Raw genomic sequence first — 24,976 nt, 5'->3', positions numbered from 1 at the left:
CTGCGAAGCGCCCCGGTACCGCCGGGGCGCTTCGCGCACCCCTACCCGACCAGCCGCAGCCGCTCCCCGCACACCCCCACCCTTACCCGCTGCCCCCACGTCAGGTGCAGGGCGTCCGTCTCGATGCCGTCGCCGAAGGCGATGAGGTGGTCCGACTCCACGGTGAGGGTCAGGGCCGCCGTCGCCGCCAGCTCGCCGGCCACCAGGCTGGTGCCGGTGGCCGGGGAGGGCCAGGCCTCGCGGACGAACCACACCAGGCGGTCGTCGGTGGGGGAGGGGAGCGCCGTACGGGCGCCGCGGTCCTGCCAGACGGAGCGGAGCCAGCCGGTCGCCCCGGTGCCGGTGCCGACCAGCACCCCGGAGGAGGCCTGGGCCTCGACGGCACCCCCGTCGCCGTCGAGGCCCAGGCGGTACCGGGCGGTCTGGTGGCCGGGCGTGCCCAGGTAGATCTCGTTGAGGGCCACCAGCCGCTGGGTGTCGTCGGCCACCGCCTCCACCATGGTCAGCTCGTCGCAGACCGTGCCCCGGGCCGGCAGCAGCTTCGCCGCGTCGGCGGGGCGGTGCCGGACCAGCACCCCGGCGTTGCGGCCGGGCTCGGCGTCGATGCCGAGGACCGGCTGGCCGGTGAGGTACTTGGCCACGTTGGCGACCAGGCCGTCCTGGCCGACGACCACGACCACGTCCTCGGGGGCGAACAGGAACCGGTCCAGGTCGGCGCGCTCGACCTGGGCCTGACGCCAGGTCAGCGGGACCGCGGCGGTCACCTCGGCCAGGGCCCGGCGGGTCCGGCGGTGGCGTTCGGCGACCTCCTCGATGTCCCGGCCGCGCGAGGCGAGGAAGAAGGCGGCCTGGCCGTGCGTGCCGTGCCGGGCCACCAACTCCTCGTACTCCGTGGTGCGGTGGACCAGCACGGCCCGCGGGGCGAGGCTCACCCCGCGTCCTCGGACGTACCGCCCAGCCGGGCCAGCAGGCCGGTCAGGATGTCCGGGGAGACGGTCACGCTGTCGATCCGGGGCAGGTTCTCCGCCAGCCGGGCCGCGGTGAGCGCCCGCAGGGTCGCCGTACCGTCCACACCGGCCTCCGCGTGCACCCGCAGCCAGCCCGCCCGCGCCTCGGCCTCGGCCGCGCCGACCTCGCGCGCGCCCTCGGCCTCCGCGCGGGCCAGCCGCACCGAGCGGGCCGCGTCCGCCTCGGCGAGCTTGCCGGCCCGCGCCACCTCGGCCTCGGTGAGGGCGGCCGTCCGCGCGGCCTCCGCCTCCGCGAGCTTCACCGAGCGGGCCGCCTCCGCCTCGGCCAGCCGCACCGAACGCGTCGCCTCCGCCTCCGCCTGCCGTACCGACCGGGCGGCCTCGGCCTCGGCGCGCACCGCGTCCGCCGCCGCCTGCTCCTCGGCCTCCCGGCGCGCGTTGGTGCCGCGCTGCTCGACCAGCCGCTCCTCGCGCCGGGCCAGCTCGATCTTGCTGGCCAGCTCGTTCTCCGCGATCGCGCGCTCCCGCTCCACCGCCACGGCCCGGCGTTCGTAGGTGGCGCGGTCGGCGTCCTGCTGGATCTGCTCGCGGGCCGGCGTGCGCAGCGCCCGCTCCACCTCCGGTTCCGGCCGCAGCGCCATCACGCGCACCGCCACCACCTCGATGCCGGTGGCCGGCAGCCGTGGCTCGGCTACCAGCCCCGCCGCCACCCGCTCGCGCACCGCCGCCACCCCGTCCACCAGCGCGGCCGACAGCGGAGTGCGGGCGAGGACGTCCAGGGCGTGCTGCTGGGCCGTCTCGGTGAGCAGCGTGCCGAGCTGCTCCAGCGGGGTGCCGCGCCAGACGCCGGTGTCCGGGTCGATGGAGAAGTCCAGGCGGGCGGCGGCGAGCGCCGGGTCGGCGATGCGGTAGGTCACCGTCGCCTGCGCGGTCACGTCCTGGAAGTCGGCCGTCCGGGCGTGGAAGGTCATGGCCAGCTCGCGGTCGTCCACCGGTATCTCGGAGAGCGCGGCCGTCAGCGGGCGGAACCAGAAGCTGAGCCCCGGTCCGTCGTGGACCAGGCGTCCGGCATTGTGGTGCCGGATGTGTGCGCTCGGCGCGCCGCGCAGATGGCGCCGGCCGAGGCGCCGGGTGATGTCGGCCATGGGAACCCCTCCGTTTTTCGTCATCGAGACGATAAGCGGAACCGCCACTTGTCGTCAAGAGGACGAGAACAGGGGGGCGAAACATAGGGGTGAAACACGGGGGCGTAACAAGAGGGCGCGGAAACCGGCGAGCGGCGGGATAACCCGGGGCGCGATGGTCAGGATGGAGGCATGGGATTCCACGTCGACTCCGAGGCCGGGCGGCTGCGCCGCGTCATACTCCACCGGCCGGATCTCGAACTCAAAAGACTCACGCCCGGCAACAAGGACGCCCTCCTCTTCGACGACGTGCTGTGGGTGCGCCGGGCGCGCGCCGAGCACGACGGGTTCGCCGACGTGCTGCGCGACCGCGGGGTCGCCGTCCACCTCTTCGGCGACCTGCTCACCGAGACCCTGGCGATCCCGCAGGCGCGGGCCCTCGTCCTGGACCGGGTCTTCGACGAGAAGGAGTACGGCCCCCTCGCCACCGACCACCTGCGCGCCGCCTTCGACCTGATGACCCCGGCCGAACTGGCCGAGGCCCTGGTCGGCGGCATGACCAAGCGGGAGTTCCTCGCCGCGCACGCCGAGCCGACCTCCGTCCGCTTCCATGTCATGGAGCTGGACGACTTCCTGCTCCGCCCACTGCCCAACCACCTCTTCACCCGCGACACCTCGGCGTGGATCTACGACGGCGTCTCCATCAACGCCATGCGCTGGCCGGCCCGGCAGCGCGAGACCGTGCACTTCGAGGCGATCTACCGGCACCACCCGCTCTTCCGGGACGAGGCGTTCCATGTCTGGTCCCGGGGCCAGGCCGACTACCCCTCCACCATCGAGGGCGGCGACGTCCTGGTGATCGGCAACGGCGCCGTGCTCATCGGCATGAGCGAGCGCACCACCCCGCAGGCGGTGGAGATGCTGGCCCAGGGGCTGTTCGCGGCGGGCTCGGCCCGCACGATCGTCGCCCTCGACCTGCCCAAGCGACGGGCGCTGATGCACCTCGACACCGTGATGACGATGGTCGACGGTGACACCTTCACCCAGTACGCCGGGCTCGGCATGCTGCGCTCGTACACCATCGAACCGGGCGCCGGCGAGAAGGAGCTGAAGGTCACCGACCATCCGCCGGAGCACATGCACCGCGCGATCGCCGCCGCCCTCGGCCTCGGCGAGATCCGGGTGCTGACCGCCACCCAGGACGTGCACGCCGCCCAGCGCGAGCAGTGGGACGACGGCTGCAACGTCCTCGCCGTCGAGCCCGGTGTCGTGATCGCCTACGAACGGAACTCGACCACCAACACGCATCTGCGCAAGCAGGGCATCGAGGTGATCGAGATCCCGGGCAGCGAGCTGGGGCGGGGCCGGGGCGGCCCCCGGTGCATGAGCTGCCCGGTGCAGCGGGACGCCGTGTAGGAGTGCGAGTCGGATGGGGGTGCATATAAATGTGGGCAGTCGTATAGACTTCCAGCAGTCCCGTACTCGTACCCCTGGAGCGCCCCCCAAATGGCGACAGTCCCGACCGCCCTCGCCGGCCGCCACTTCCTCAAGGAGCTGGACTTCACCGAGGAGGAGTTCCGCGGGCTGGTCGAGCTGGCCGCCGAGCTGAAGGCCGCCAAGAAGGCGGGCGCCGAGACCCGGTACCTCCAGGGCCGCACCATCGCGCTGGTCTTCGAGAAGACCTCGACGCGCACCCGCTGCGCGTTCGAGGTCGCCGCCGCCGACCAGGGCGCCCACACCACCTACCTGGACCCGGCCGGCTCCCAGATCGGGCACAAGGAGTCCGTCAAGGACACCGCCCGGGTACTCGGCCGGATGTTCGACGGCATCCAGTACCGGGGCGACAGCCAGGCCAAGGTCGAGGAACTGGCGGCGTACGCGGGCGTGCCCGTCTACAACGGCCTCACCGACGACTGGCACCCCACCCAGATGCTCGCCGACGTGCTCACCATGACCGAGCACAGCACCAAGCCGCTGAACCGGACGGCCTTCGCCTACCTCGGCGACGCCCGCTTCAACATGGGCAACTCCTACCTCGTCACCGGCGCGCTGCTCGGCATGGACGTCCGGATCGTCGCCCCCCGCCGGTACTGGCCGGACGAGGAGATCGTGGCCCGCGCCCGCAAGCTCGCCGAGGGCAGCGGCGCCGCCGTCACGCTCACCGAGGACATCGACGAGGGCGTCCGGGGCGCCGACTTCGTCGCCACCGACGTCTGGGTCTCCATGGGCGAACCCAAGGAGGTCTGGGCCGAGCGGATCACGGCCCTCGCGCCCTACGCCGTCACCATGGAGGTGCTGCGCGCCACCGGCAACCCGGACGTGCGGTTCCTGCACTGCCTGCCGGCCTTCCACGACCTGGACACCCAGGTCGGCCGCGACATCCACGAGACCTACGGCCTGACCTTCCTGGAGGTCAGTGACGAGGTGTTCGAGTCCGCGCACTCCGTCGTCTTCGACGAGGCCGAGAACCGGCTGCACACCATCAAGGCCGTGCTGGTCGCCACACTCGCCCGACGGCCGTAGCCACCCGCCCGACCAGGCCTTATCCTGACCGGCGGCCCGGAGCCACCCACTCCGCCGCCGTCGCCGCGCCCCCACCCGGGGCGCCCGCACCACCAGAAACGAGCACCACCCGTATGCCCGCTCCCCGCATCAAGTCCCCGCACCTGCTCGTCGCCGAATCCGGAGCCGACCGCGAGGGCCACGGCCTCCAGCGCACGATGGGCCTCTTCCAGCTCATCTGCTTCGGCGTCGGCGCCATCGTCGGCACCGGCATCTTCGTCGGCCTCTCCGACTCCGTCGCCCAGGCCGGCCCGGCCGTCGTCGTCTCCTTCGTGCTCGCCGCGATCACCTGCGTCTTCACCGCCTTCTCCTTCGCGGAGCTGGGCGGCGCGATCCCGGTCTCCGGCTCCTCGTACTCCTTCGCGTACGCCGGGCTCAGCGAGTCCACCGCCTTCCTGGTCGGCTGGTGCCTGCTGCTGGAGTACGGCATCTCCATCTCGGCCGTGGCGGTCGGCTGGAGCCAGTACGTCAACGAACTGCTGCACAGCCTCACCGGCCTCCAGCTCCCGGCCGTCCTGTCGGCCGGTCCCGGCGACGGCGGCATCGTGAACCTGCCGGCCGTGATCGTCATCGCCCTGGCCTCGGTGCTGCTGGTGCGCGGGGTGCGCGAGAGCGCCCGGGCGACGGCCGCGATGGCCGCCGTGAAGCTCGTCATCCTGCTGGCCTTCTGCGCCATCGGCTACAGCGCCTTCAAGGACGGCAACCTCACGCCGTTCTCGCCGGCCGGCCTCGGCGGCATCGGCGCCGGCACCACCGCCGCGTTCTTCTCCTACATCGGCTTCGACGCGATCACCACCGCCGGCGAGGAGGCCAAGAACCCGCGCCGGGACATCCCGATCGCGATCATGGTCTGCATGGGCATCGTGACCCTGCTGTACTGCGCGGTCGCCGTCGCCGCGATCGGCGCCATCGGCGGCGACCAGGTCGCCGGCCGCCCCGCGGCCCTCTCCTACGTCGTCAACCAGGTCACCGGCTCCTCCATCGGCGGCGGAGTCATCGCCTTCGGCGCGGTCGTCGCCATCGCCTCCGTGGTCCTCGCCGTGATGTACGGCCAGACCCGCATCCTGATGTCGATGTCCCGGGACGGCCTGATCCCGCGCGTCTTCGAGAAGGTCTCCCCGCGCACCTCCACGCCGGTCGCCGGCACCCTGATCGTCGCCGTCGTCTTCGCGCTGCCGGCGGCCTTCGCCTCCCTCGACGCGGTGATGAACCTGTGCACCATCGGCACCCTCGCCATCATGGCCGTCGTCAACATCGCGGTGATCGCGCTGCGCCGCCGCGAGCCGGGCCTCACCCGCAGCTTCCGGGTGCCGCTCTACCCGGTGGGCCCGCTGCTCGGCGTCGCCTTCTGTCTGTACCTGATGTACGAGACGGGCTGGACGACCTGGCTCCAGTTCGCCGCGTTCCTCGCGGTGGGCCTGCTGGTCTACGTCGCCTACGGCCGCCGGCACTCCACGCTGGCCCGGCCGGCCGCCGCGGTCACGCCGGACGCCGCTGAGCGGGAACCGCAGGCAGTGTGAACCACACCGCCTTGCCCGACGGGGTGGGGCGGTGACCGCAGGACGAGCTGAGGGCGCGGATCAGCAGCAGCCCGCGCCCGCCCTCCTGCCAGGGGTCGGGCTCCTCGACCACCGGCCGGGTCAGATGGCCGGGCGGCGCCGGGTCCGGGTCGTGCACCTCGACCTGGCAGCCGCCCGGCCGCAGCTCCACCACCAGCTCGATCGGGCCGCGCCCCGCGGTGTGCTCCACCGCGTTGGCCACCAGCTCCGCCGTGAGCAGCTCCGCGGTGTCGGGGCAGGCCGGGTGCGCCACCTCGGTGAGCGCCGAGCGCACCAGGGCCCGCGCCGTCGGCACCGCGGCGGCGGTGTGCGGCAGCGCGACGCGCCAGGAGGCCGGTCCGGCGGGGCGTTCGTACAAGGCGAGTCCGTTTCGGTGAGCAGGATGTCCCGCTTTCAACGGTAGGAATGGTACGGGGCCGCCACCACGGACCCGCGGCGGCCTCCCGCCGACAGCCGCGCTGTCGCGTACCCGTGACGACAGTCACAAACAGGTGATAGCTTCGTGGAGTAGCACCGTGAGGCAACCACCGCTGCCACGTGACGCACCGCCGCCCTAGGAGGCCGCACGTCATGAGTCCCTTCACCGGCTCGGCCGCCCGCACCTCCGACTGGGAGCACCTGCGCGTCCAGCTCGCCGACGGGGTCGCCACCGTCACCCTCGCCCGCCCCGACAAGCTCAACGCGCTCACCTTCGGCGCCTACGCCGACCTGCGCGACCTGCTCGCCGAACTCTCCCGGGAGCGCGCGGTACGCGCCCTCGTGCTGGCCGGCGAGGGCCGCGGCTTCTGCTCCGGCGGCGACGTCGAGGAGATCATCGGCGCCACCCTGTCCCTGGACACCGCCGAGCTGCTCGACTTCAACCGGATGACCGGCCAGGTGGTCCGGGCGGTCCGCGAGTGCCCCTTCCCGGTGGTCGCCGCCGTGCACGGGGTGGCGGCCGGCGCGGGCGCCGTCCTCGCCCTCGCCGCCGACTTCCGGGTGGCCGACCCCTCGGCGCGCTTCGCCTTCCTCTTCACCCGCGTCGGCCTGTCCGGCGGCGACATGGGCGCGGCCTATCTGCTGCCCCGGGTCGTCGGTCTCGGCCACGCCACCCGCCTGCTCATGCTCGGCGAACCGGTACGCGCCCCCGAGGCCGAGCGGATCGGCCTGCTCAGCGAGCTGACCGAGGAGGGCCACGCCGACGAGGCCGCCCAGGCGCTGGCCCGCCGCCTGGCCGACGGTCCCGCCCTCGCGTACGCCCAGACCAAGGCGCTGCTCAACGCCGAGCTGGACATGCCGCTGGCCGCCGCCATCGAACTCGACGCCTCGACGCAGGCGCTGCTGATGAACGGCGCGGACTACGCCGAGTTCCACGCGGCCTTCACCGAGAAGCGCCCCCCGAAGTGGCGGGGCCGCTGATGACGGCGCGAGCGGCGGCCGGCCCGGGGGCGGACCTCCGGGTGGCGGTCGTCGGCGGCGGCCCGGGCGGCCTCTACGCCGCCGCACTGCTCAAACGCCTCGACCCGGCCCGCGAGATCACCGTCTGGGAACGCAACGCCCCCGACGAGACCTTCGGCTTCGGCGTCGTCCTCTCCGACGAGACCCTGGGCGGCATCGAACACGCCGACCCGGTCGTCTACGAGGCGCTGTGCCGGGACTTCGTCCGCTGGGACGACATCGACATCGTCCACCGCGCCTTCCACCAGACCTCCGGGGGACACGGCTTCGCCGCCCTCGGCCGCCGGCGCCTCCTGGAGATCCTGCACGAGCGCTGCCACGCCCTCGGCGTGCGCATCAGGTTCCGCACCGAGGCGCCGGACCCGGACACCCTGGCGGCGGAGTACGACCTCGTCGTCGCGGCCGACGGCGTGCACAGCGCCACCCGCGCCCGCTACGCCGACGTCTTCCGCCCCCGGATCACCGCGCACCGCTGCCGCTACATCTGGCTGGCCGCCGACTTCGCCCTCGACGCCTTCCGGTTCGAGATCGCCGAGACCGAGCACGGCGTGCTGCAGCTGCACGCCTACCCGTACGCGGCCGACGCCTCCACCGTGATCGTCGAGATGCGCGAGGAGGTCTGGCGGGCGGCCGGGTTCGAGGAGCTGGACGAGACGGAGTCGGTGGCCCGCTGCGCCAAGATCTTCACTGAGGCGCTGCGCGGCCGTCCGCTGCGCTCCAACAACTCCGCCTGGACCACCTTCCGGACGGTCGTCAACGAACGCTGGTCGCACGGCAACACCGTCCTCCTCGGCGACGCGGCCCACACCGCCCACTTCTCCATCGGCTCCGGCACCAAGCTGGCCGTGGAGGACGCCCTCGCCCTCGCGGCCTGCCTGGCGGAGCAGCCCGACGTGCCGGGCGCCCTCGCGGCCTACGAGGCGGAACGCAAGCCCGTCGTCGCCTCCACCCAGCGGGCCGCGCGGGCCAGCCTGGAGTGGTTCGAGGAGCTGCGGCACCAACTCGACCTGCCGCCGCGCCGGTTCGCCTTCAACCTGCTCACCCGCAGCCGCCGGGTCACGCACGGCAACCTCCGGCTGCGCGACGCCCGCTTCACCGAGGCCGTGGAGCGCGAGGCCGGCTGCCCGCCCGGCACCCCGCCGATGTTCACGCCGTTCCGGCTGCGCGGACTGACCCTGCGCAACCGGGTGGTGGTGTCCCCGATGGACATGTACTCCGCCGCCGAGGGCGTCCCCGGCGACTTCCACCTGGTCCACCTCGGCGCCCGCGCGCTCGGCGGGGCCGGGCTCGTCATGACCGAGATGGTGTGCGTGAGCGCGGAGGGCCGCATCACCCCCGGCTGCGCCGGCCTCTACACCGGCCGGCAGGCGGAGGCGTGGCGGCGCGTCACCGACTTCGTGCACACCCGCGCCCCCGGCACCGCGATCGGCGTCCAGCTCGGGCACTCGGGCCGCAAGGGCTCCACCCGGCTGATGTGGGAAGGCATGGACGAGCCGCTGCCCGAGGGCAACTGGCCGGTCGCCGCCGCCTCTCCACTGCCGTACAAGCCGGGCAGCCAGACCCCGCGCCAGCTCACCCGCGCTCAACTGACCGATATCCGCGAACAGTTCACGGCAGCCGCCTGGCGGGCCGCGCGGGTCGGTTTCGACCTGCTCGAACTGCACTGCGCGCACGGCTATCTGCTCTCCGGGTTCCTCTCCCCGCTCACCAACCACCGCACCGACGCGTACGGCGGCTCACTGGAGAAGCGGCTGCGGTTCCCGCTGGAGGTCTTCGACGCCGTCCGCTCGGTGTGGCCGGCCGAACGGCCCATGACCGTGCGGATCTCCGCCACCGACTGGGCCGAGGGCGGCACCACGCCCGAGGAGGCCGTCGAGATCGCCCGCGCCTTCGCCCGGCACGGCGCCGACGCGATCGACGTGTCCACCGGGCAGGTGGTGGCCGACGAACGGCCGGAGTTCGGGCGCTCCTACCAGACACCGTTCGCCGAACGCGTCCGGCGCGAGGTCCGGGTCCCGGTCGTCGCGGTCGGCGCGATCTCCTCCTGGGACGACGTCAACTCCCTGATCCTGGCGGGCCGAGCGGACCTGTGCGCCCTGGGCCGCCCGCACCTCTACGACCCCCACTGGACCCTGCACGCGGCGGCCGACCAGGCCTACGAGGGCCCCGGCGCCCCCTGGCCCACCCCCTACCGCCCCGGCAGCCGCCGCCCCCCGACGGGCCGCACGGACGCCCCGAAACCCCGGCTCACCCTGGACGGCTGAGCACCGGGAACACGTCTCACCCGCCCGTCCCCCGTCCCGTCGGTCCCGCACCGCCGTGTGGGGAGGGCTGGCCGACGGCGTCCGCCGAGGCCGGGACGGGGGCAGCGGGGGCGGCCCGGTCCCGATAGGGGCGAGGGCTCGCGTGGCTCTCGCCCGCCATCGGCCGATCGCTAGCCGCCCGCGAACTCCGCGCCCGCGTCATCTCCCCGCCCCTCTGCTTCTGTTCCTCGGTCCGGTGTTGCCGAGTGAAGCGGGGCGGTGGGTGGGGTTCGCCGAGGCCGGGGCCGGGGGACAGCGCAGGTGCCTGGCCCCGGTCCGGCCCGCCGCGCTTGCGCGGCCCTCGCCCGGCGCCGGCCGGTCGCTACCCGTCCGCGAACTCCGCCCCCGCGTCCCGCAGTCGGGTGTGCAGGTCGTGGAAGACGCGGGACGAGTGGGCGCCGGGCCAGTCGGGGGGCAGGAGGTGGGTGGGCAGGCCCGGGTCGGTGTAGGGGAGGTGGCGCCAGGAGTCGAGGGCGAGGAGGTAGTCGCGGTAGGCGTCCTCGGGCGGGGTGTCCGGGCGGTGCTCCCAGCGGTGCAGGACCGGGGCGTGCGCGTGCAGGAAGCCCTCGTGCTCCTTGGCGATCGCGGACAGGTCCCACCAGCGGGCCACCGCCTCGGCCGTCGGCGCGAACCCCAGGTGCTCACCCCGGAAGAAGTCCACGTACGGGTCGAGCCGCAGCCGGCGCAGCGTGTGCTCGGTCTCCTCGTGCAGCCGCGCCGGGGCGATCCACACGCCGGGCGCCGCCGTGCCGAAGCCCAGGCGGGCCAGCCGGGAGCGCAGCACGTGTCGCTTCTGCCGCTCCGACTCGGGCACCGAGAACACCGCGAGCACCCAGCCCGCGTCCCCGGGCGGCGCCGCCGCGTAGATACGGCGGTCGCCGTCCCCCATCAACTGGCGCGCCTCGGCGGACAGTTCGTACCCCGCCGCGCCGGACTCGGTGCGGGCCGGCAGCAGCAGGCCGCGGCGTTTGAGACGGGACACCGAGGACCGCACGGAGGGCGCGTCCACGCCGACCGCGGCCAGGAGTCTGATCAGCTCGGCGACGGGCACCGGGCCGGACATGAAGCGGCCGTACGCGCCGTAGAACGTGACGATGAGGGACCTGGGGGCGTGCTGCTCGGACACGTTGATCATTTTAGGTCGTCGGGGTCACTGCCGGTCACCCCCGGTGCGCAGCCGGAACCGCTGGAGCTTCCCGGTGGCCGTGCGCGGCAGCGCGTCCAGGAAGACGAACTCGCGCGGACACTTGTAGGGCGCCAACTCGGCGGTCAGGAAAGCGCGCAGCGCCTCGGCGTCACAGCGTGCCCCCTCGCGCAGCACCGTGTACGCCACCGCCACCTGGCCCCGCGTCTCGTCCGGGCGGCCCACGACCGCCGTCTCCACCACGTCGGGATGGCGCAGCAGCGCGTCCTCCACCTCGGGGCCGGCGATGTTGTACCCGGCCGAGATGATCATGTCGTCGGCGCGGGACACGTAGCGGAAGTAGCCGTCGGGTTCGCGGACGTAGGTGTCGCCGGTGATGTTCCAGCCGTCGCGCACGTACTCGCGCTGGCGCGGGTCGGCGAGGTAGCGGCAGCCGACCGGGCCCCGCACGGCCAGCAGACCGGGCCGGCCGTCGGGCAGCGGCTCGCCGTCCGCGTCCTGTATCCGCGCCTGCCAGCCCGGCACCGGCACCCCGGTCGTGCCGGGTCTGACGTGCTCGTCGGCGGCGGAGAGGAAGATGTGCAGCAGCTCGGTCGCGCCGATGCCGTTGATGATGCCGAGGCCGGTGCGCTCGTGCCAGGCCCGCCAGGTGGCCGCGGGCAGGTTCTCGCCGGCCGACACGCAGCGGCGCAGCGAGGAGACGTCGTGCCCGTCCAGCGCGTCCAGCATCGCGCGGTACGCGGTCGGGGCGGTGAACAGCACCGAGACCCGGTGCGCGGCGACGGCCGGCAGCAGTTGCCGGGGGCCGGCCTGCTCCAGCAGCAGCGCGCTGGCGCCGGCCCGCATCGGGAAGACCACCAGACCGCCGAGCCCGAAGGTGAAGCCGAGCGGCGGGCTGCCCGCGAAGACGTCGCCGGGCTCCGGGCGCAGCACGTGCCGGGCGAAGGTGTCGGAGACCGCGAGCAGGTCCCGGTGGAAGTGCATGCACCCTTTCGGGCGCCCCGTGGTGCCCGAGGTGAAGGCGATCAGGGCGACGTCGTCGGCGGCGGTGTCGACGGCCGGGAAGGGAGCACCGGTCACCGGGCGGCGCAGCAGGTCGTCGGGCCCGTCACCGCCGTACACCGCGGTCCGCAGCCCGGGTATGTCCGCCTTCACCAGGTCGTCCAGCGCCCGGACGTCGCACAGCGCGTGCCGCACCCCGGCGATCGCGCACATCGTCGCCAGCTCGTGCGGGCGCTGCTGGGCGAGCACCGTCACCGCGACCGCGCCCGCCTTCAGCACGGCCAGCCAGCAGGCCGCGAGCCAGGGCGTGGTGGGTCCGCGCAGCAGCACCCGGTTGCCCGGGACCACGCCCAGGTCGCCGCCGAGCACGTGCGCGATCCGGTCGACGTGCCCGCGCAGCTCGCCGTACGACCACACGGTGCCGGCCGGGGTCCGGAACACCGGGCGGTCCGGGTCGGCACCGGACAGCAGTTCCTCGGCGCAGTTCAGCCGGTCGGGGTAGTGCAGCTCCGGCAGGTCGAACCGCAGCTCGGGCCACTCGTGCGGCGGCGGCAGATGGTCGCGCGCGAAGGTGTCGACGTGGGCCGAGAGGTGCATGGCGGTTCGCCCCCTTGCCGTGACAAGTGCGGGAACGGGCGTCGAGAAGGTGCACCGGCGTCCTGGTGGGCTCGTGCCTGGAGCGTATCGTGTTGGTGACGGCAGTCAACTGTACGCGATAACGTCGGGGGAGAGGGCAGGACGGCAAGAGGGCGCGAGGAAACCGAGGGCGCGGCGGGGCCGGCCCGGAGGGAGGACCGTGGTGTCCGCATTCTCACTCGGACCGGAGCAGACCGCCTGGTGTGCGCGGCTGCGCGCACTGGCCGCGCGGCGGCTGCGCCCGCTCGCCGACAAGGGCGAGGAAGGCCGCGTCAACCGCCCGCTCCTCGCCGAACTCGGCCGACTCGGGCTGCTCGCCCGGCTGTTCACCTCCGGCGCCCTCGACCTGTGCCTGATGCGGGAGTCCCTCGCCCAGGCCTGCACCGAGGCCGAGACCGCCCTCGCCCTCCAGGGCCTCGGCGCCCACCCGGTGCACGCGCACGGCACGCCCGCGCAGCGCGAGCGCTGGCTGCCGCGCGTCGCCGACGGCAGCGCGGTCGCCGCGTTCGCCCTCAGCGAGCCCGGCGCCGGCTCCGACGCGGCGGCGCTGTCCCTCGCCGCCGAGCCGGACGGCACCGGCTGGCGGCTCACCGGCGCCAAGTGCTGGATCTCCAACGCCCCCGAGGCCGACTTCTACACTCTCTTCGCGCGCACCTCACCCGGCGCCGGAGCGCGCGGGGTGACCGCCTTCCTGGTCCCCGCCGACCGCCCCGGACTCACCGGCACCGCGCTGGAGATGCTCTCCCCGCACCCCATCGGCGCCCTCGACCTGGACGGCGTACCGGTCACCGCGGCCGACGTGCTCGGCGAGACCGACCGCGGCTTCGCCGTCGCCATGGGCACCCTCAACCTCTTCCGGCCCAGCGTCGGCGCGTTCGCGGTCGGCATGGCACAGGCCGCCCTGGACGCCACCCTCGCCCACACCCGCCGCCGCGAGGCGTTCGGCGGCACCCTGAGCGACCTCCAGGCCGTCTCCCACCAGGTCGCCGAGATGGCGCTGCGCACCGAGGCGGCCCGGCTGATGGTGTACGCGGCGGCGACGGCGTACGACGCGGGGGCGCCCGGGGTGCCGGGGCGCGCCGCGATGGCCAAGCTGCTCGCCACCGAGACCGCGCAGTACGTCGTGGACACCGCCGTCCAACTGCACGGCGCCCGCGCCCTGCGCCGCGGCCACCTGCTCGAACACCTCTACCGCGAGGTGCGCGCGCCCCGCGTCTACGAGGGCGCCAGCGAGGTACAACGGGGCATCATCGCCAAGGAGTTGTACGCCCAGTCCGAAGCCCGCCATTCCGACGCCCATGAGACCGAAGCCCACCAGACCGACGACCGTCCGACCGACGACCGTCCGACCGACGACCGGGAGGCCGAAGCCCGCCAGGCCGAAGCCCACCAGACCGACGACCGTCCGACCGACAACCGTCCGACCGACGACCGTCCGACCGACGACCGGGAGGCCGAAGCCCGCCAGGCCGACGACCGTCTGACCGAAGCCCGCCAGACCGACGACCGTCCGACCGACAACCGGGAGGCCCGGTGACCACCGAGCGTGTCAACCCGCCCGAGCTGTCTCCGCCCACCGGCTTCTCGCATGCCGTCGTCGCCACCGGCTCTCGTGTGGTGTTCCTCGCCGGCCAGACCGCGCTGGACCAGGACGGCAAGGTCACCGGAGACACGCTCACCGAGCAGTTCGCGACCGCGCTCGGCAACCTGCTGACCGCCCTGCGCGCGGCCGGCGGCACCCCCGCCGACCTCGCCCGGGTCACCGTCTACGCCACGGACGTCGCCGCCTACCGCACCGAGGCCGGCCGGCTCGGACACGTCTGGCGCGAGCTGGCCGGCCGTGACTACCCGGCGATGGCGGTCGTGCAGGTCGTACGACTGTGGGACGAGCGGGCGCTGGTGGAACTGGACGGGTTCGCCGTACTCCCGTGACGAGCGGACACTCCCGCGGCCGGGCCGCTGCTCCCGGACGGGCCCATGACGCGCCCCCGATGGGGTGACGATGACGGGTCCCGGGGTGACCGACCGGTACCAGTGGAAGCCGTCAAACCCACCCGAACCGGGAGGTATCCCATGCGTCTGCACTCCGCGCTCGCCGCGGCCCTCGGCGCCGTCGCCCTGCTCTGCACCGCCGTCGGACCGGCCACCGCTGCCGCCGATCCCGCCGAGACCGTCACCGTCGACCCCACGGCCACCCTCGCGGCCGACGGCACGGTGACCCTGACCGGCACCTACCGCTGCACCGCGGGCACCGGACCGGTGTTCGTCAGTTCCTCGCTCAGCCAGCGCGACCCGAGGGTCAGGCACGGCATCGGTGGCAGCGGCGCCCGGTGCGACGGCGCCGAGCACCGCTGGCAGAACTCGGGCACCGTCTCCTCCGAGGCGCTCAGGTCCGGCACGGCCCATGTGCAGGCCACCCTCATGGAGCTGCGCCCCTCGGGCATCGTGCCGCTGCCGGCCTTCCACGCGGTCGCCGACCAGGACGTCACCCTCGCCCAGGCGTGAGCCCCCGGCGCCGTCGGACTCACACCGGCCCGGCACCCTCCAGGTCCGGCGGAGCGCTCCTCCGCCGGACCAGGGTGGGGGAGAGGCGCGCGTCCGGGCGGCGCAGTGCCGCCACGAACTTGTAGCGCGAGCCCCGGTAGACCGAGCGCACCCACTCCACCGGGGTGCCGTCCGCGTCCCGGGAGTGCCGGGACAGCAGCAGCATCGGCAGCCCCACGTCGGTGCCGAGCAACTGGGCCTCGCGCGGCGTCGAGAGCGAGGTCTCGATGGTCTCGTCGGCCTCGGCGAGATGGACGCCGTACACCTCGGCGAGCGCGGTGTAGAGCGAGGGGTGGGTGGCGAGGCAGGCGCGCAGGCCGGGAAAGCGCCGTACCGAGAGGTGGGTCGTCTCGATCGCCATCGGGTCGCCGCTGGCCAGCCGCAGCCGCTCGATGCGCAGCACCCGTTCGCCGATGCCGATGCCGAGCAGTCCGGCCAGCTTCTCGTCGGCCGGGATCTCCTCGGTGTCCAGCATCTGCGAGGCCGGGGTGAGCCCCTGGGCCCGCATGTCCTCGGTGTGCGAGGTGAGCTGGAGCGTGCGGTACAGCTTGGGCTGGGCGACGAAGGTGCCCTTGCCCTGGATCCGGTCGAGCCGGCCCTCGCCCACGAGTTCCTGCAACGCCTGCCGGACGGTGGTCCGCGAGGTGTCGAACCGGACGGCGAGCAGACGCTCCGCCGGCATCACCGAACCCGGTTCCAGCGCCTCGGCCATGGCCAGGAGCCGCTGTTTGATCCGGTAGTACTTCGGCACGCGCGCGGTGCGGCCGGGCGTCCCCCTGTGTGGCTGGGCGCTGCTGACGTCGGTGGTCATGCCTGCCTTCCCGGCTGTGTCGATGGGCTCCCGTTATAGCGACCAACTGCCCTATGGTCTAGTCCAACTGAACGCTCCGGGTGAAGCCGGGCGAACGGGACGTGACAAGCGGAGGGACGCACTCCGATGACGTTCTCGTAACGGCCGTAATCGGCTTTCAAACCACCCTTGACACCCCGAAAGGTCTAGGCCAAGCTCCACGTTACTGGTCTACACCATTAGTGACCAGGCCCGAGCCCTACGTGCAACAGCGTCGTACGCAGGTCACCGCCGAGGGCGTGGGGGGTTAGTGGCATCCCTGAGGAGGGTGGCGTGAAGCGCAAGCTTGCTGCCGCGATCGTGATCGCGGGCATGATGGTCTCCGTCTCGGCGTGTGGCGGCGACGACGGCAACGACAGCAAGGACGCCGGTCCGGAGAGCTGGAAGGGCCAGACGCTCACCGTCTGGACGATGGACGGCTCGGCGCCGGAGCAGTGGACCAAGGACGTTCAGGCCGCCTTCGAGAAGAAGACCGGGGCGAAGGTCAAGTTCGAGACCCAGAAGTGGGACGGGATCCAGCAGAAGATCACCACCGCCCTCTCCGAGTCGACCCCGCCGGACGTCCTGGAGGTCGGCAACACCCAGACCCCGGCCTACGCCGCCACCGGCGGTCTCGCCGAACTGGGCGACGTGAAGCAGCAGATCGGCTCGGACTGGACGGAGTCCGTCTCCAAGTCCTCCGTCTACGACGGCAAGCAGTACGCCGCCCCCTGGTACTTCGCCAACCGTGTCGTCATCTACAACAAGGCGATCTGGGCGAAGGCCGGCATCAAGGACACCCCCAAGACCCGGGACGAGTTCTACAAGGACCTGGAGACCATCGGCAAGAAGACCGACGCCGAGCCGCTCTACCTGCCCGGCCAGAACTGGTACTTCTTCGACGGCCTGACCATCGGCCAGGACGCCGACCTGGTGAAGAAGGAAGGCGACAAGTACGTCTCCAACCTCGGCGACCCCAAGGTCACCGCGGCCATGGAGATCTACAAGAAGTACGCCTCCTACTCCAAGGCCCCCAAGGACAAGGACGAGGCCACCCCGCAGCAGGCCACCATCTTCGCCAAGGGCAAGACCGGCGCCTTCATCGGCATGGGCTGGGAGGCCGCCACCGCCATCCAGGCCAACAAGTCCATCGAGAAGGACCTCGGTTACTTCACCGTCCCCGGTGAGACCGCCGACAAGCCCGAGGGCGTCTTCCTCGGCGGCTCCAACCTCGCCGTCGCGCAGAACAGCAAGAAGCAGTCCCTGGCCAAGGAGTTCCTGAAGATCGCGCTCTCCGACCAGTACGAGGGCCAGCTCGCCAAGCTCAACGGCATCGTCCCCAACAAGGAGTCGCTGGAGAGCAACCTCAAGGGCAACGCCGCCGCCGAGGCCGCCGCGCCCGGTGCCGCGGTCGGTGGCACCACCCCGCTGATCCCCGAGTGGGCCGCGGTGGAGAACAGCCCCAACCCGATCAAGTCCTACATGACCTCCGTGCTGAACGGTAAGTCCCCGGCGGACGCCGCCAAGCAGGTCGAGGGCGAGATCAACAAGCGCCTGGCGCAGCAGAACTGATGACCACGCCGGGGGTGCCCATCGGGTACCCCCGGCACACCCGTGCCGCGCGCCCGGCCGCCGGCGCCGCGCGGCCGCGAGGCCGTCCCGCACGGCCACGGACGCCGTGCGCGCGGCCCGGGGGAGCCGGCGCCCGGCCATGAACGCCGTGCGCGCGGCCGAGGAATCCGCCCGCACGGCCACGGAAGAGATGGCAACTCATGTCAGTGCAGACCGAAGGCACGGACACGGCCGGAAAGCCCGCTGTCCGCAAGGCCCGGGTGCCCGCGCCGCCGCGAGGTGCGGACGGCGCCTCCCGGGCGTCCTCCCGCCGGGGCGCCGGCGTCCCCTATCTGCTCCTGCTGCCCGCGCTGCTGGCCACGGTGATCCTGCTCGGCTGGCCCCTGGTCAAGAACGGCATGCTGTCGTTCCAGAACCTCAACCCGCGGCAGCTCATCCAGCACCTCACCGAGTGGAACGGCTTCGCCAACTACCGCGAGGTCCTCACCGAGGCGGAGTTCTGGCACGTCGTCGAGCGGTCGGTCTTCTTCACCGCCGCCAACGTCGTCCTCATCATGGGCGCCGGCACCCTGATCGGACTGCTGCTGGCGCGCCTCGGCAAGAAGATGCGGCTGACGCTGCTGGTGGGTCTGGTCCTCGCCTGGGCCATGCCGGTCGTCGCCGCCACCACCGTCTACCAGTGGCTGTTCGCCCAGCGCTTCGGCGTCGTCAACTGGGTGCTGGACAAGCTCGGCTGGCACTCGATGGCCGACCACAACTGGCTGGAGACGCAGTTCTCCACCTTCGCCGTCGTCACCCTGCTGATCGTGTGGATGTCGGTGCCGTTCGTGGCGATCAACCTCTACGCCGCCACCACCACGATCCCCCGGGAACTGTACGAGGCGGCCTCCCTGGACGGCGCCGGCGCCTGGAAGAGCTTCACCTCGGTGACGCTGCCCTTCCTGCGGCCGTTCCTCTACTCCACGACCTTCCTCGAAGTCATCTGGGTCTTCAAGTCCTTCACGCAGATCTTCGCGATGAACGAAGGCGGCCCCGACCACCTCACCGAGACCCTGCCGATCTACGCCTACGTCCAGGGCGTCGGCAACCAGCACTTCGGCGTCGGCGCGGCGATCTCGTTCCTGACCATTCTGGCGCTGCTCATCATCACCTCGTACTACCTGCGCATGGTGCTCAAGCAAGAGGAGGACGAGCTGTGAAGCGCTCGCTCATCGGCCGGATCTGGCCCAACGCGACCGCCGTCGTCCTCTTCGTCGGCTTCGTGTTCCCCGTGTACTGGATGTTCGCCACGGCCTTCAAGCCGACCGGCGACATCATCACCGACGACCCGGTGTGGTTCCCGACCGACGTGACCTTCGAGCACTTCAAGAAGGCCGTCAACGCGGACAACTTCTGGACGCTGGTCCTCAACTCCGTGACGGTCACGGTGTCCTCGGTCGTCATCTCGCTCGTCATCGCCCTGTTCGCCGCCTTCGCCCTGGCGCGGATGCGGTTCAAGGGCCGGCGCGGGCTCATCGTGACGTTCATGCTGGCGCAGATGGCCCCCTGGGAGGTCATGATCATCGCCATCTACATGATCGTCCGCGACAGCGACATGCTGGACAGCCTGATCCCGCTCACCGTCTTCTACACGATGATGGTGCTCCCGCTGACCATCCTGACTCTGCGCGGCTACGTCGCCGCCGTGCCCAAGGAGCTGGAGGAGTCGGCGATGGTCGACGGGTGCACCCGCGCCCAGGCCTTCCGCAAGGTGATCTTCCCGCTGCTCGCGCCGGGCCTGATGGCGACCTCGCTGTTCGGCTTCATCACTGCTTGGAACGAGTTCCCGCTGGTCCTGATCCTCAACAAGGCCAACGAGAAGCAGACCCTGCCGCTGTGGCTGTCGCAGTTCCAGACCGCCTTCGGCGACGACTGGGGCGCCACCATGGCCGCCTCGTCCCTGTTCGCGCTGCCCATCCTGATCCTCTTCATCTTCCTGCAACGCAAGGCTGTCAGCGGTCTCACCGACGGCGCCGTGAAGGGATGACGTCCCGATGACCACACTCGCCACCACCGGATCCGGCAGCGGCTCCGCCGCGGGCGACACCCTCGGCCGGGACGCCCTCGCGGTGCTCCAGCCGGGGTTCGACGGCACCACCGCGCCCGACTGGGTGCGCCGCCGCATCGAGGAGGGCCTCGCCTCCGTCGCCCTGTTCGGCCGCAACGTCGTCAGCGAGGACCAGGTCACCTCGCTCACCGGCCGGCTGCGGGCCGAGCGGGAGGACCTGCTGGTCGCCATCGACGAGGAGAGCGGTGACGTCACCCGCCTCGACGTGCGCACCGGCTCCTCCTTCCCCGGCAACCTCGCCCTCGGCGCCGTCGACGACCCGGACCTCACCCGCGCCGTCGCCCGCGAACTGGGCCGGCGCCTCGCCGACTGCGGCGTCAACTTCGACTGGGCGCCCTCCGCCGACGTCAACGCCAACGCCGACAACCCCGTCATCGGGGTCCGCTCCTTCGGCGCGAGCACGGACCTGGTCGCCCGGCACACCGCCGCCTGGGTGGAGGGCCTCCAGTCCAGCGGCGTCGCCGCCTGCACCAAGCACTTCCCCGGGCACGGCGACACCAACGTCGACTCCCACCACGCCGTACCCCGCATCGACGTCGACGCCGACACCCTCTACGCCCGCGAACTCCCGCCGTTCCGCGCCGCGATCGCCGCCGGCACCCGGGCCGTCATGAGCGCGCACATCCTGGTGCCCGCCCTCGACCCGGACCGCCCCGGCACCCTGTCCCGGCGCGTGCTCACCGAGCTGCTGCGCGAGGAACTCGGCTACCAGGGCCTGATCGTCACCGACGGCATGGAGATGCGCGCCATCTCCGGCAGCTACGGCCTGGAGAACGGCGTGGTGCTCGCCATCGCGGCCGGCGCCGACGCCATCTGCGTGGGCGGCGGACTGTGCGACGAGGACACCGTGCTCGGCCTGCGCGACGCCCTCGTGGCCGCCGTACGCTCCGGCGAACTGCCCGAGGAACGGCTCGCCGACGCCGCCGCCCGGGTCCGCGAACTGGCCCGCTGGACCGCCGAGTCCCGCGACCTGGCCGGACGGACCACACCGGCCCCGGAGATCGGCCTGACCGGAGCCCGCCGCGCGCTGACCGTCACCCGCGCGCAGGGCGCCGTACCGGTCACCGAGCCGGTCTACGTCGCCCAGTTCAACCCGGAACCCAACATCGCCGTCGGCGACCAGACGCCCTGGGGCCCGGCCGCCGAGCTGGCGCGGCTGCTGCCCGGCACCGCCGCCGGCTCCTTCACCGGCGACGACGCGAGCACCGCCGTGCTCGCCGCCGCCGAGGGCCGCCGGATCGTGGCCGTCGTCCGCGACGAACACCGGCACCCCTGGATGGGCTCCGCCCTCGACACCCTGCTCGCCGCCCGGCCCGACACCGTGGTGGTCGAGATGGGCCTGCCCGGCGCCCCGCCGCGCGGCGCCCTGCACATCGTCACCCACGGCGCCGCGCGCGTCTGCGGTGTGGCGGCGGCCGAGGCCGTCGTCGCCGGCTGACCGAGCCGGCCCCACCGGCCGCCCGCCCTGGTACGCGCGGGCGGCCGACTCCTCCGAATCACAGGGAACTTGGTGGCCCTCCGCGCTCTCGCGCATGCCACCGGCACATGTCGCACGTCCGATCCGAAGGTGCCCGACCACCTCTCACCCCGGAGTGACCGTATGCAGACGTCCGCCCCCTACCTCCACCGAGCGGCCACCGGCCGCCCCTACTTCAGCGCCGACGGCGAGACCTACCTCGCCCAGACACCCCTGCGCGACATCGACAAGTCCCGGCCGCTGCGCGTGCTGTCCGAGGAGGACTACGCCTGCTGGCAGAGCTACGGCTACGTCGTCGTCCGCGAGGCCATCACCCCCGGCGAGGCCAAGGGCCTGCTCGACTTCGCCTGGGAATTCCAGGGCCTGGACCCCGACGACCCCGAAAGCTGGTACCGCCAGCCGGAGTTCCGCTCCGAACTCGACCAGCACCTGTTCATCTACGGCTTCGTCGAGGCCTACCACCACCAGCTCCTCTGGGACAGCCGCCAGTCCCAGCGGGTGTACGACGCCTTCGCCGACGTCTGGGACTGCGACGAGCTGTGGGTCACCCTGGACCGGCTCAACCTCAACCCGCCCAACCGGGGAACCCGTTCACGCTCACAGATCGAGGCGACCGACGAGGGCTTCGACATCGAGCTGCACTGGGACGTCGACACCACCCTCGCCGTGCTCCCGCAGCGCGTCCAGGGCATCATCGCCCTCAACGACACCGAACCGGACCTCGGCGGCTTCCAGTGCGCACCCGAGCTGTTCCGCCGCTTCGAGGAGTGGCGCATCGCCCAGCCGGCCGGCCGCGACCCGATCCGCCCGAACACCGACCGCGCCGAGTTCCCGGTGGTCCGCCCCGACCTCCAGGCCGGCGACCTGCTGATCTTCAACGGGCTGCTGGCGCACGGCGTCGCCCCGAACCGCTCTGACAACGGTGTCCGAGCCGTGCAGTACCTGTCGATGATGCCCGCGCTGGAGGAGCACACCACCCTGCGCGACTCCCGCGTGCACTCCTGGCGCACCCTCGCCACGCCCGACTGGAACGGCACCCTGCTCGGCGACGCCCGCGAGCCCGAGGCGAAGCGCTACGGCCCCGCCGAGCTGAACCCCCTCGGCCGCAAGCTGCTCGGCCTGGACTCCTGGACCACGGAGCGGACGACCACGGAGCGGACCGACCAGTGAACCAGGCACCCACCGCGCCCCGGATCTGCCTCGCCCTGCCCACCAACCGGGCCTGCTCCGCCGCCCTCACCGCCCTGCACGCCGAAGCCGCCTACGCCGTGCGCGAGTTCGGCGCCGACGTCCGACTCCTGGTCCTGGACTCATCCGACGAGGCCACCCGCGCCGCCCACGCCCGGGTCGTCGCCGAACTGCCCGCCGCACCGGGCGTCACCGTCCACCACCTGGACGAGGACGCCCAGCGCGACTTCCTGCGCCGCGCCCTCACCGGGGCCCGACTCCCGGACCCCGAACGGCTGCTGGACCTGATGCTGCCCTCCGCCGTCTCCTACGGCGCCTGCACCAACCGCGCCTTCCTGCTCGCCGCCGCCCTCGGCTGCGACTCCATGCACCGCAGGGACTCCGACAGCACCTACCAACTGCACGCCGGCCAACCGGTGTTCCCGGTCCACCACGAGCTGCCCTGGCTCGGCCGCCCCGCCGCCGAGGCCACCGCCGCCGGCGTCCGCACCGGCCTCGACCCGGCCCGCGCCGACCGCCCGGTCTCCCTCGTCGGCGCCTCCTTCATCGGCGCGCTCTCCGTCGACATAGCGGAGATACGCGACCTGGACGAGGCCGTCTACCACGACGTGGTCGGCCTGTGGGCGTCCGCCGACTGGTCCGAGGAACGCAAGCGTGACCTGGTCGAGGAGTCCTTCACCGGAGCCGGCACCGACCCCTTCACCGGCGACCTGGCCACGCTCACCGTCGTGGACCCGATGCGCGTCGACATGTGCAACGTCGCCTTCGACCACGCCGTCTACGAACGGGTGCCGCTGCCACCCGCCACCGACACCATCGGCAGCGACTACTTCCTCCTCCACCTCGTGCACGACGCCGGGCTGCCCGGCATCCAGCACAACCGGCACATCGAGAACTTCCACACCCCCGAACGCCGCACCGACACCGGATTCCCCGCCTACCAGCGGCGGTTCGTGAAGTTCCTGCTGTCGATGCGCTACTTCCACCACGTCTACGACCGGATGGCCGCCGAGGGCGACCGGCTCCTCGACGCCGACCGGCACGTCCGCCCGGGGACGGTCACCGCCCTGCTGCGCGAGAGCACCGCCCTGGACCGCGCCGAGAACGTCTGGCGGCTCGACCGGGTCGACACCGCCTACCGCAAACTCGGCGGACGGTACGCGGCCTTCGCCGAGCAACTGGCGACGGACCGCGACCGGTTGCTGGACGAGGCCGAGCAGGACATCGAGGACTACGCCCGCCTCACCGAGGCCTGGCCCGCCCTCGTCCGCGCCGCCCGCACCACCCCGCTCGCCCCCATGGACGGCTGACCGTGACGACCAGCACTCCCCTGACCACCGCACTGCGCACCGCCGACGGCGACCGCGTCGTCTACGACCTCACCGGCATCGAGACCCAGTACGACACCCTCCTGCGCGAACTGCCCGGCATCAAGGTCCGGTTCGCCCTCAAGGCCTGCCCCGTCGACGAGGTCCTGCGCTGCCTCGCCGACCGGGGAGCCGGCTTCGACGCCGCGAGCCCCGCCGAGATCGCCCAGGCCTTGCGCGCCGGCGCCCCCGCCGACCGCGTCCACTACGGCAACACCATCAAGTCCGACCACGACATCGCCGAGGCCCACCGGCTCGGCATCCGCGACTACGCCACCGACAGCGTCGAGGACGTCACCGCCATCGCCCGGCACGCCCCCGGCGCCCGCGTCTTCTGCCGCCTCGCCACCAGCGGGGAGGGTGCCCTGTGGGGCCTGAACCGCAAGTTCGGCTGCTCACCCGAGGACGCCGTCCGCGTGCTCACCACCGCCCGCGACCTCGGCCTCACCCCGGCCGGGCTCTCCGTCCACGTCGGCTCCCAGCAGATGACCGGCGAGGCCTGGCAGCAGGCCCTCGACACCCTCGCCGACACCCTGACCGCGCTGGCCGCGCACGGCGTCGTACCCGACCACGTCAACCTGGGCGGCGGCCTGCCCGCGCTCGGCTACCGCGACCTGCGCGGCGAGCCCCTCGTACCGCCCCTGGACAAGATCCTCACCGTGCTCCGCGAGGGCATGGACCGCCTGCGCGGCCTCACCCCCGCACCTCTCGACCTCGTCATGGAACCGGGCCGCCACCTCGTCGCCGACCACGGCGCCGTCCGCGCCCACGTCTCCCGCCTCACCCGGCGCCGCCGCCCCGACGGCACCCACGACCACTGGCTCTACCTGAGCTGCGGCAAGTACAACGGCCTCTACGAGATGGACCAGGTGACCCACCGCCTGGTCTTCCCGACCCGGCCCGCGACGGACCCGTACGTCCCGGCCGTCGTCGCCGGCCCCACCTGTGACAGCGACGACGCCTACGGCGGCGGCCGGCACCCGGTACCCGTGCCCGCCGCCCTCACCTCCGGCGACCCGGTCTGGATCCTCTCCGCCGGCGCCTACGCCACCAGCTACATGACCCAGGGGTTCAACGGAGTCCGCCCGCTGCCCAGCGTCTGCGTACGCGGCGACACCGACGGCTCCCCGGCCCCGAGTTCCGAAGAACGGCACTGA

20 protein-coding genes and 1 pseudogene are annotated in these 24,976 nt (G+C 72.7%); 15 read left to right on the top strand and 6 right to left on the bottom strand.

Annotation, left to right across the window (positions count from 1 at the left end; genetic code table 11):
• Positions 1-41: 41 nt before the first annotated feature.
• On the bottom strand, positions 42-932 hold the full coding sequence (locus tag NX794_RS14020) for a hypothetical protein (RefSeq protein WP_258778825.1): 891 nt from the start codon (positions 930-932) through the stop codon (positions 42-44).
• Positions 929-2,113 (bottom strand): SPFH domain-containing protein, encoded by a 1,185-nt coding sequence (locus NX794_RS14015; protein ID WP_258778824.1) that lies wholly within the window; start codon positions 2,111-2,113, stop codon positions 929-931. Before NX794_RS14015 ends, NX794_RS14020 begins: the two co-directional genes overlap by 4 nt.
• Positions 2,114-2,284: 171 nt before the next feature.
• On the opposite strand from NX794_RS14015, the gene NX794_RS14010 reads away from it, so the two are divergent.
• The 3 genes from NX794_RS14010 (at position 2,285) to NX794_RS14000 (ending at position 6,174) form a co-directional block, all read left to right on the top strand.
• Positions 2,285-3,508 (top strand): arginine deiminase, encoded by a 1,224-nt coding sequence (locus NX794_RS14010; RefSeq protein ID WP_258778823.1) that lies wholly within the window; start codon positions 2,285-2,287, stop codon positions 3,506-3,508.
• Between the two features lie 90 nt (positions 3,509-3,598).
• The gene (argF, locus tag NX794_RS14005) at positions 3,599-4,615 is read left to right on the top strand and encodes an ornithine carbamoyltransferase (protein ID WP_258778822.1); all 1,017 of its coding nucleotides are present in this window, start codon (positions 3,599-3,601) and stop codon (positions 4,613-4,615) included.
• 113 nt (positions 4,616-4,728) lie between these two features.
• Complete coding sequence (locus tag NX794_RS14000) at positions 4,729-6,174, top strand: amino acid permease (RefSeq protein WP_258778821.1); 1,446 nt, start codon at positions 4,729-4,731, stop codon at positions 6,172-6,174.
• On the opposite strand, the gene NX794_RS13995 is transcribed toward NX794_RS14000, so the two are convergent.
• A complete protein-coding gene (locus NX794_RS13995; protein WP_258778820.1) occupies positions 6,134-6,571 on the bottom strand; it encodes an ATP-binding protein in 438 nt (145 codons plus the stop codon). The two genes, NX794_RS14000 and NX794_RS13995, sit on opposite strands and share 41 nt — an antisense overlap.
• 212 nt (positions 6,572-6,783) lie before the next feature.
• On the opposite strand from NX794_RS13995, the gene NX794_RS13990 reads away from it, so the two are divergent.
• Together NX794_RS13990 and NX794_RS13985 are read left to right on the top strand one after the other, a co-directional pair.
• A complete protein-coding gene (locus NX794_RS13990) occupies positions 6,784-7,611 on the top strand; it encodes an enoyl-CoA hydratase family protein (RefSeq protein ID WP_258778819.1) in 828 nt (275 codons plus the stop codon).
• Positions 7,611-9,914 carry a bifunctional salicylyl-CoA 5-hydroxylase/oxidoreductase gene (locus NX794_RS13985; protein WP_258778818.1) on the top strand — a complete coding sequence of 768 codons (2,304 nt, stop codon included), beginning with the start codon at positions 7,611-7,613 and terminating at the stop codon, positions 9,912-9,914. Before NX794_RS13990 ends, NX794_RS13985 begins: the two co-directional genes overlap by 1 nt.
• 361 nt (positions 9,915-10,275) lie before the next feature.
• Here the strand turns inward: NX794_RS13985 and NX794_RS13980 are convergent, their stop codons facing one another.
• Entirely contained in the window at positions 10,276-11,088 is an 813-nt protein-coding gene (locus NX794_RS13980; protein WP_258778817.1) for a PaaX family transcriptional regulator, read from the bottom strand.
• Between the two features lie 15 nt (positions 11,089-11,103).
• Positions 11,104-12,696 (bottom strand): AMP-binding protein, encoded by a 1,593-nt coding sequence (locus NX794_RS13975; protein ID WP_309505993.1) that lies wholly within the window; start codon positions 12,694-12,696, stop codon positions 11,104-11,106.
• A gap of 202 nt (positions 12,697-12,898) precedes the next feature.
• On the opposite strand from NX794_RS13975, the pseudogene NX794_RS13970 reads away from it, so the two are divergent.
• The 3 genes and pseudogenes from NX794_RS13970 to NX794_RS13960 all read left to right on the top strand — a co-directional run.
• A pseudogene (locus NX794_RS13970) lies at positions 12,899-14,020 on the top strand (acyl-CoA dehydrogenase family protein); the annotation flags it as partial.
• Positions 14,021-14,268: 248 nt separating this feature from the next.
• Positions 14,269-14,667 carry a RidA family protein gene (locus NX794_RS13965; RefSeq protein WP_258778816.1) on the top strand — a complete coding sequence of 133 codons (399 nt, stop codon included), beginning with the start codon at positions 14,269-14,271 and terminating at the stop codon, positions 14,665-14,667.
• Positions 14,668-14,808: 141 nt separating this feature from the next.
• Positions 14,809-15,240 (top strand): DUF6299 family protein, encoded by a 432-nt coding sequence (locus tag NX794_RS13960; RefSeq protein WP_258778815.1) that lies wholly within the window; start codon positions 14,809-14,811, stop codon positions 15,238-15,240.
• A gap of 19 nt (positions 15,241-15,259) precedes the next feature.
• On the opposite strand, the gene NX794_RS13955 is transcribed toward NX794_RS13960, so the two are convergent.
• Positions 15,260-16,090 carry a GntR family transcriptional regulator gene (locus tag NX794_RS13955; protein ID WP_258778814.1) on the bottom strand — a complete coding sequence of 277 codons (831 nt, stop codon included), beginning with the start codon at positions 16,088-16,090 and terminating at the stop codon, positions 15,260-15,262.
• Positions 16,091-16,402: 312 nt separating this feature from the next.
• Between NX794_RS13955 and NX794_RS13950 the strand changes: the two genes are divergently transcribed.
• The 7 genes from NX794_RS13950 (at position 16,403) to NX794_RS13920 (ending at position 24,976) form a co-directional block, all read left to right on the top strand.
• On the top strand, positions 16,403-17,680 hold the full coding sequence (locus NX794_RS13950) for an extracellular solute-binding protein (RefSeq protein WP_258778813.1): 1,278 nt from the start codon (positions 16,403-16,405) through the stop codon (positions 17,678-17,680).
• 200 nt (positions 17,681-17,880) lie between these two features.
• The gene (locus NX794_RS13945; RefSeq protein WP_258778812.1) at positions 17,881-18,879 is read left to right on the top strand and encodes a carbohydrate ABC transporter permease; all 999 of its coding nucleotides are present in this window, start codon (positions 17,881-17,883) and stop codon (positions 18,877-18,879) included.
• Positions 18,876-19,706, top strand: coding sequence for a carbohydrate ABC transporter permease (locus tag NX794_RS13940; protein ID WP_258778811.1), 831 nt, complete (start codon positions 18,876-18,878; stop codon positions 19,704-19,706). The genes NX794_RS13945 and NX794_RS13940 overlap by 4 nt, the downstream gene beginning before the upstream one ends.
• A 7-nt stretch (positions 19,707-19,713) precedes the next feature.
• A complete protein-coding gene (locus tag NX794_RS13935; RefSeq protein ID WP_258778810.1) occupies positions 19,714-21,225 on the top strand; it encodes a glycoside hydrolase family 3 protein in 1,512 nt (503 codons plus the stop codon).
• Between the two features lie 162 nt (positions 21,226-21,387).
• A complete protein-coding gene (locus NX794_RS13930; RefSeq protein ID WP_258778809.1) occupies positions 21,388-22,434 on the top strand; it encodes a phytanoyl-CoA dioxygenase family protein in 1,047 nt (348 codons plus the stop codon).
• Positions 22,431-23,762, top strand: coding sequence for a DUF6271 family protein (locus tag NX794_RS13925; protein WP_258778808.1), 1,332 nt, complete (start codon positions 22,431-22,433; stop codon positions 23,760-23,762). The genes NX794_RS13930 and NX794_RS13925 overlap by 4 nt, the downstream gene beginning before the upstream one ends.
• Positions 23,759-24,976 carry a type III PLP-dependent enzyme gene (locus tag NX794_RS13920; protein WP_428985902.1) on the top strand — a complete coding sequence of 406 codons (1,218 nt, stop codon included), beginning with the start codon at positions 23,759-23,761 and terminating at the stop codon, positions 24,974-24,976. Before NX794_RS13925 ends, NX794_RS13920 begins: the two co-directional genes overlap by 4 nt.

This window comes from Streptomyces pyxinicus, from assembly GCF_024753135.1.
In the GTDB taxonomy this organism is placed as follows: Bacteria; Actinomycetota; Actinomycetes; order Streptomycetales; family Streptomycetaceae; genus Streptomyces; species Streptomyces pyxinicus.
Note: the sequence above shows the minus strand (reverse complement) of the source record. Positions and strands in the feature narration are given on the sequence as shown.

Bases quoted from the DNA above. Each gene is read 5' to 3' on its own strand.
- NX794_RS14015 (WP_258778824.1), bottom strand. From the start codon at position 2,113: ATGGCCGACATCACCCGGCGCCTCGGCCGGCGCCATCTGCGCGGCGCG.
- NX794_RS14010 (WP_258778823.1), top strand. From the start codon at position 2,285: ATGGGATTCCACGTCGACTCCGAGGCCGGGCGGCTGCGCCGCGTCATA.
- argF (WP_258778822.1), top strand. From the start codon at position 3,599: ATGGCGACAGTCCCGACCGCCCTCGCCGGCCGCCACTTCCTCAAGGAG.
- NX794_RS14000 (WP_258778821.1), top strand. From the start codon at position 4,729: ATGCCCGCTCCCCGCATCAAGTCCCCGCACCTGCTCGTCGCCGAATCC.
- NX794_RS13990 (WP_258778819.1), top strand. From the start codon at position 6,784: ATGAGTCCCTTCACCGGCTCGGCCGCCCGCACCTCCGACTGGGAGCAC.
- NX794_RS13985 (WP_258778818.1), top strand. From the start codon at position 7,611: ATGACGGCGCGAGCGGCGGCCGGCCCGGGGGCGGACCTCCGGGTGGCG.
- NX794_RS13980 (WP_258778817.1), bottom strand. From the start codon at position 11,088: ATGATCAACGTGTCCGAGCAGCACGCCCCCAGGTCCCTCATCGTCACG.
- NX794_RS13975 (WP_309505993.1), bottom strand. From the start codon at position 12,696: ATGCACCTCTCGGCCCACGTCGACACCTTCGCGCGCGACCATCTGCCG.
- NX794_RS13960 (WP_258778815.1), top strand. From the start codon at position 14,809: ATGCGTCTGCACTCCGCGCTCGCCGCGGCCCTCGGCGCCGTCGCCCTG.
- NX794_RS13955 (WP_258778814.1), bottom strand. From the start codon at position 16,090: ATGACCACCGACGTCAGCAGCGCCCAGCCACACAGGGGGACGCCCGGC.
- NX794_RS13945 (WP_258778812.1), top strand. From the start codon at position 17,881: ATGTCAGTGCAGACCGAAGGCACGGACACGGCCGGAAAGCCCGCTGTC.
- NX794_RS13935 (WP_258778810.1), top strand. From the start codon at position 19,714: ATGACCACACTCGCCACCACCGGATCCGGCAGCGGCTCCGCCGCGGGC.
- NX794_RS13930 (WP_258778809.1), top strand. From the start codon at position 21,388: ATGCAGACGTCCGCCCCCTACCTCCACCGAGCGGCCACCGGCCGCCCC.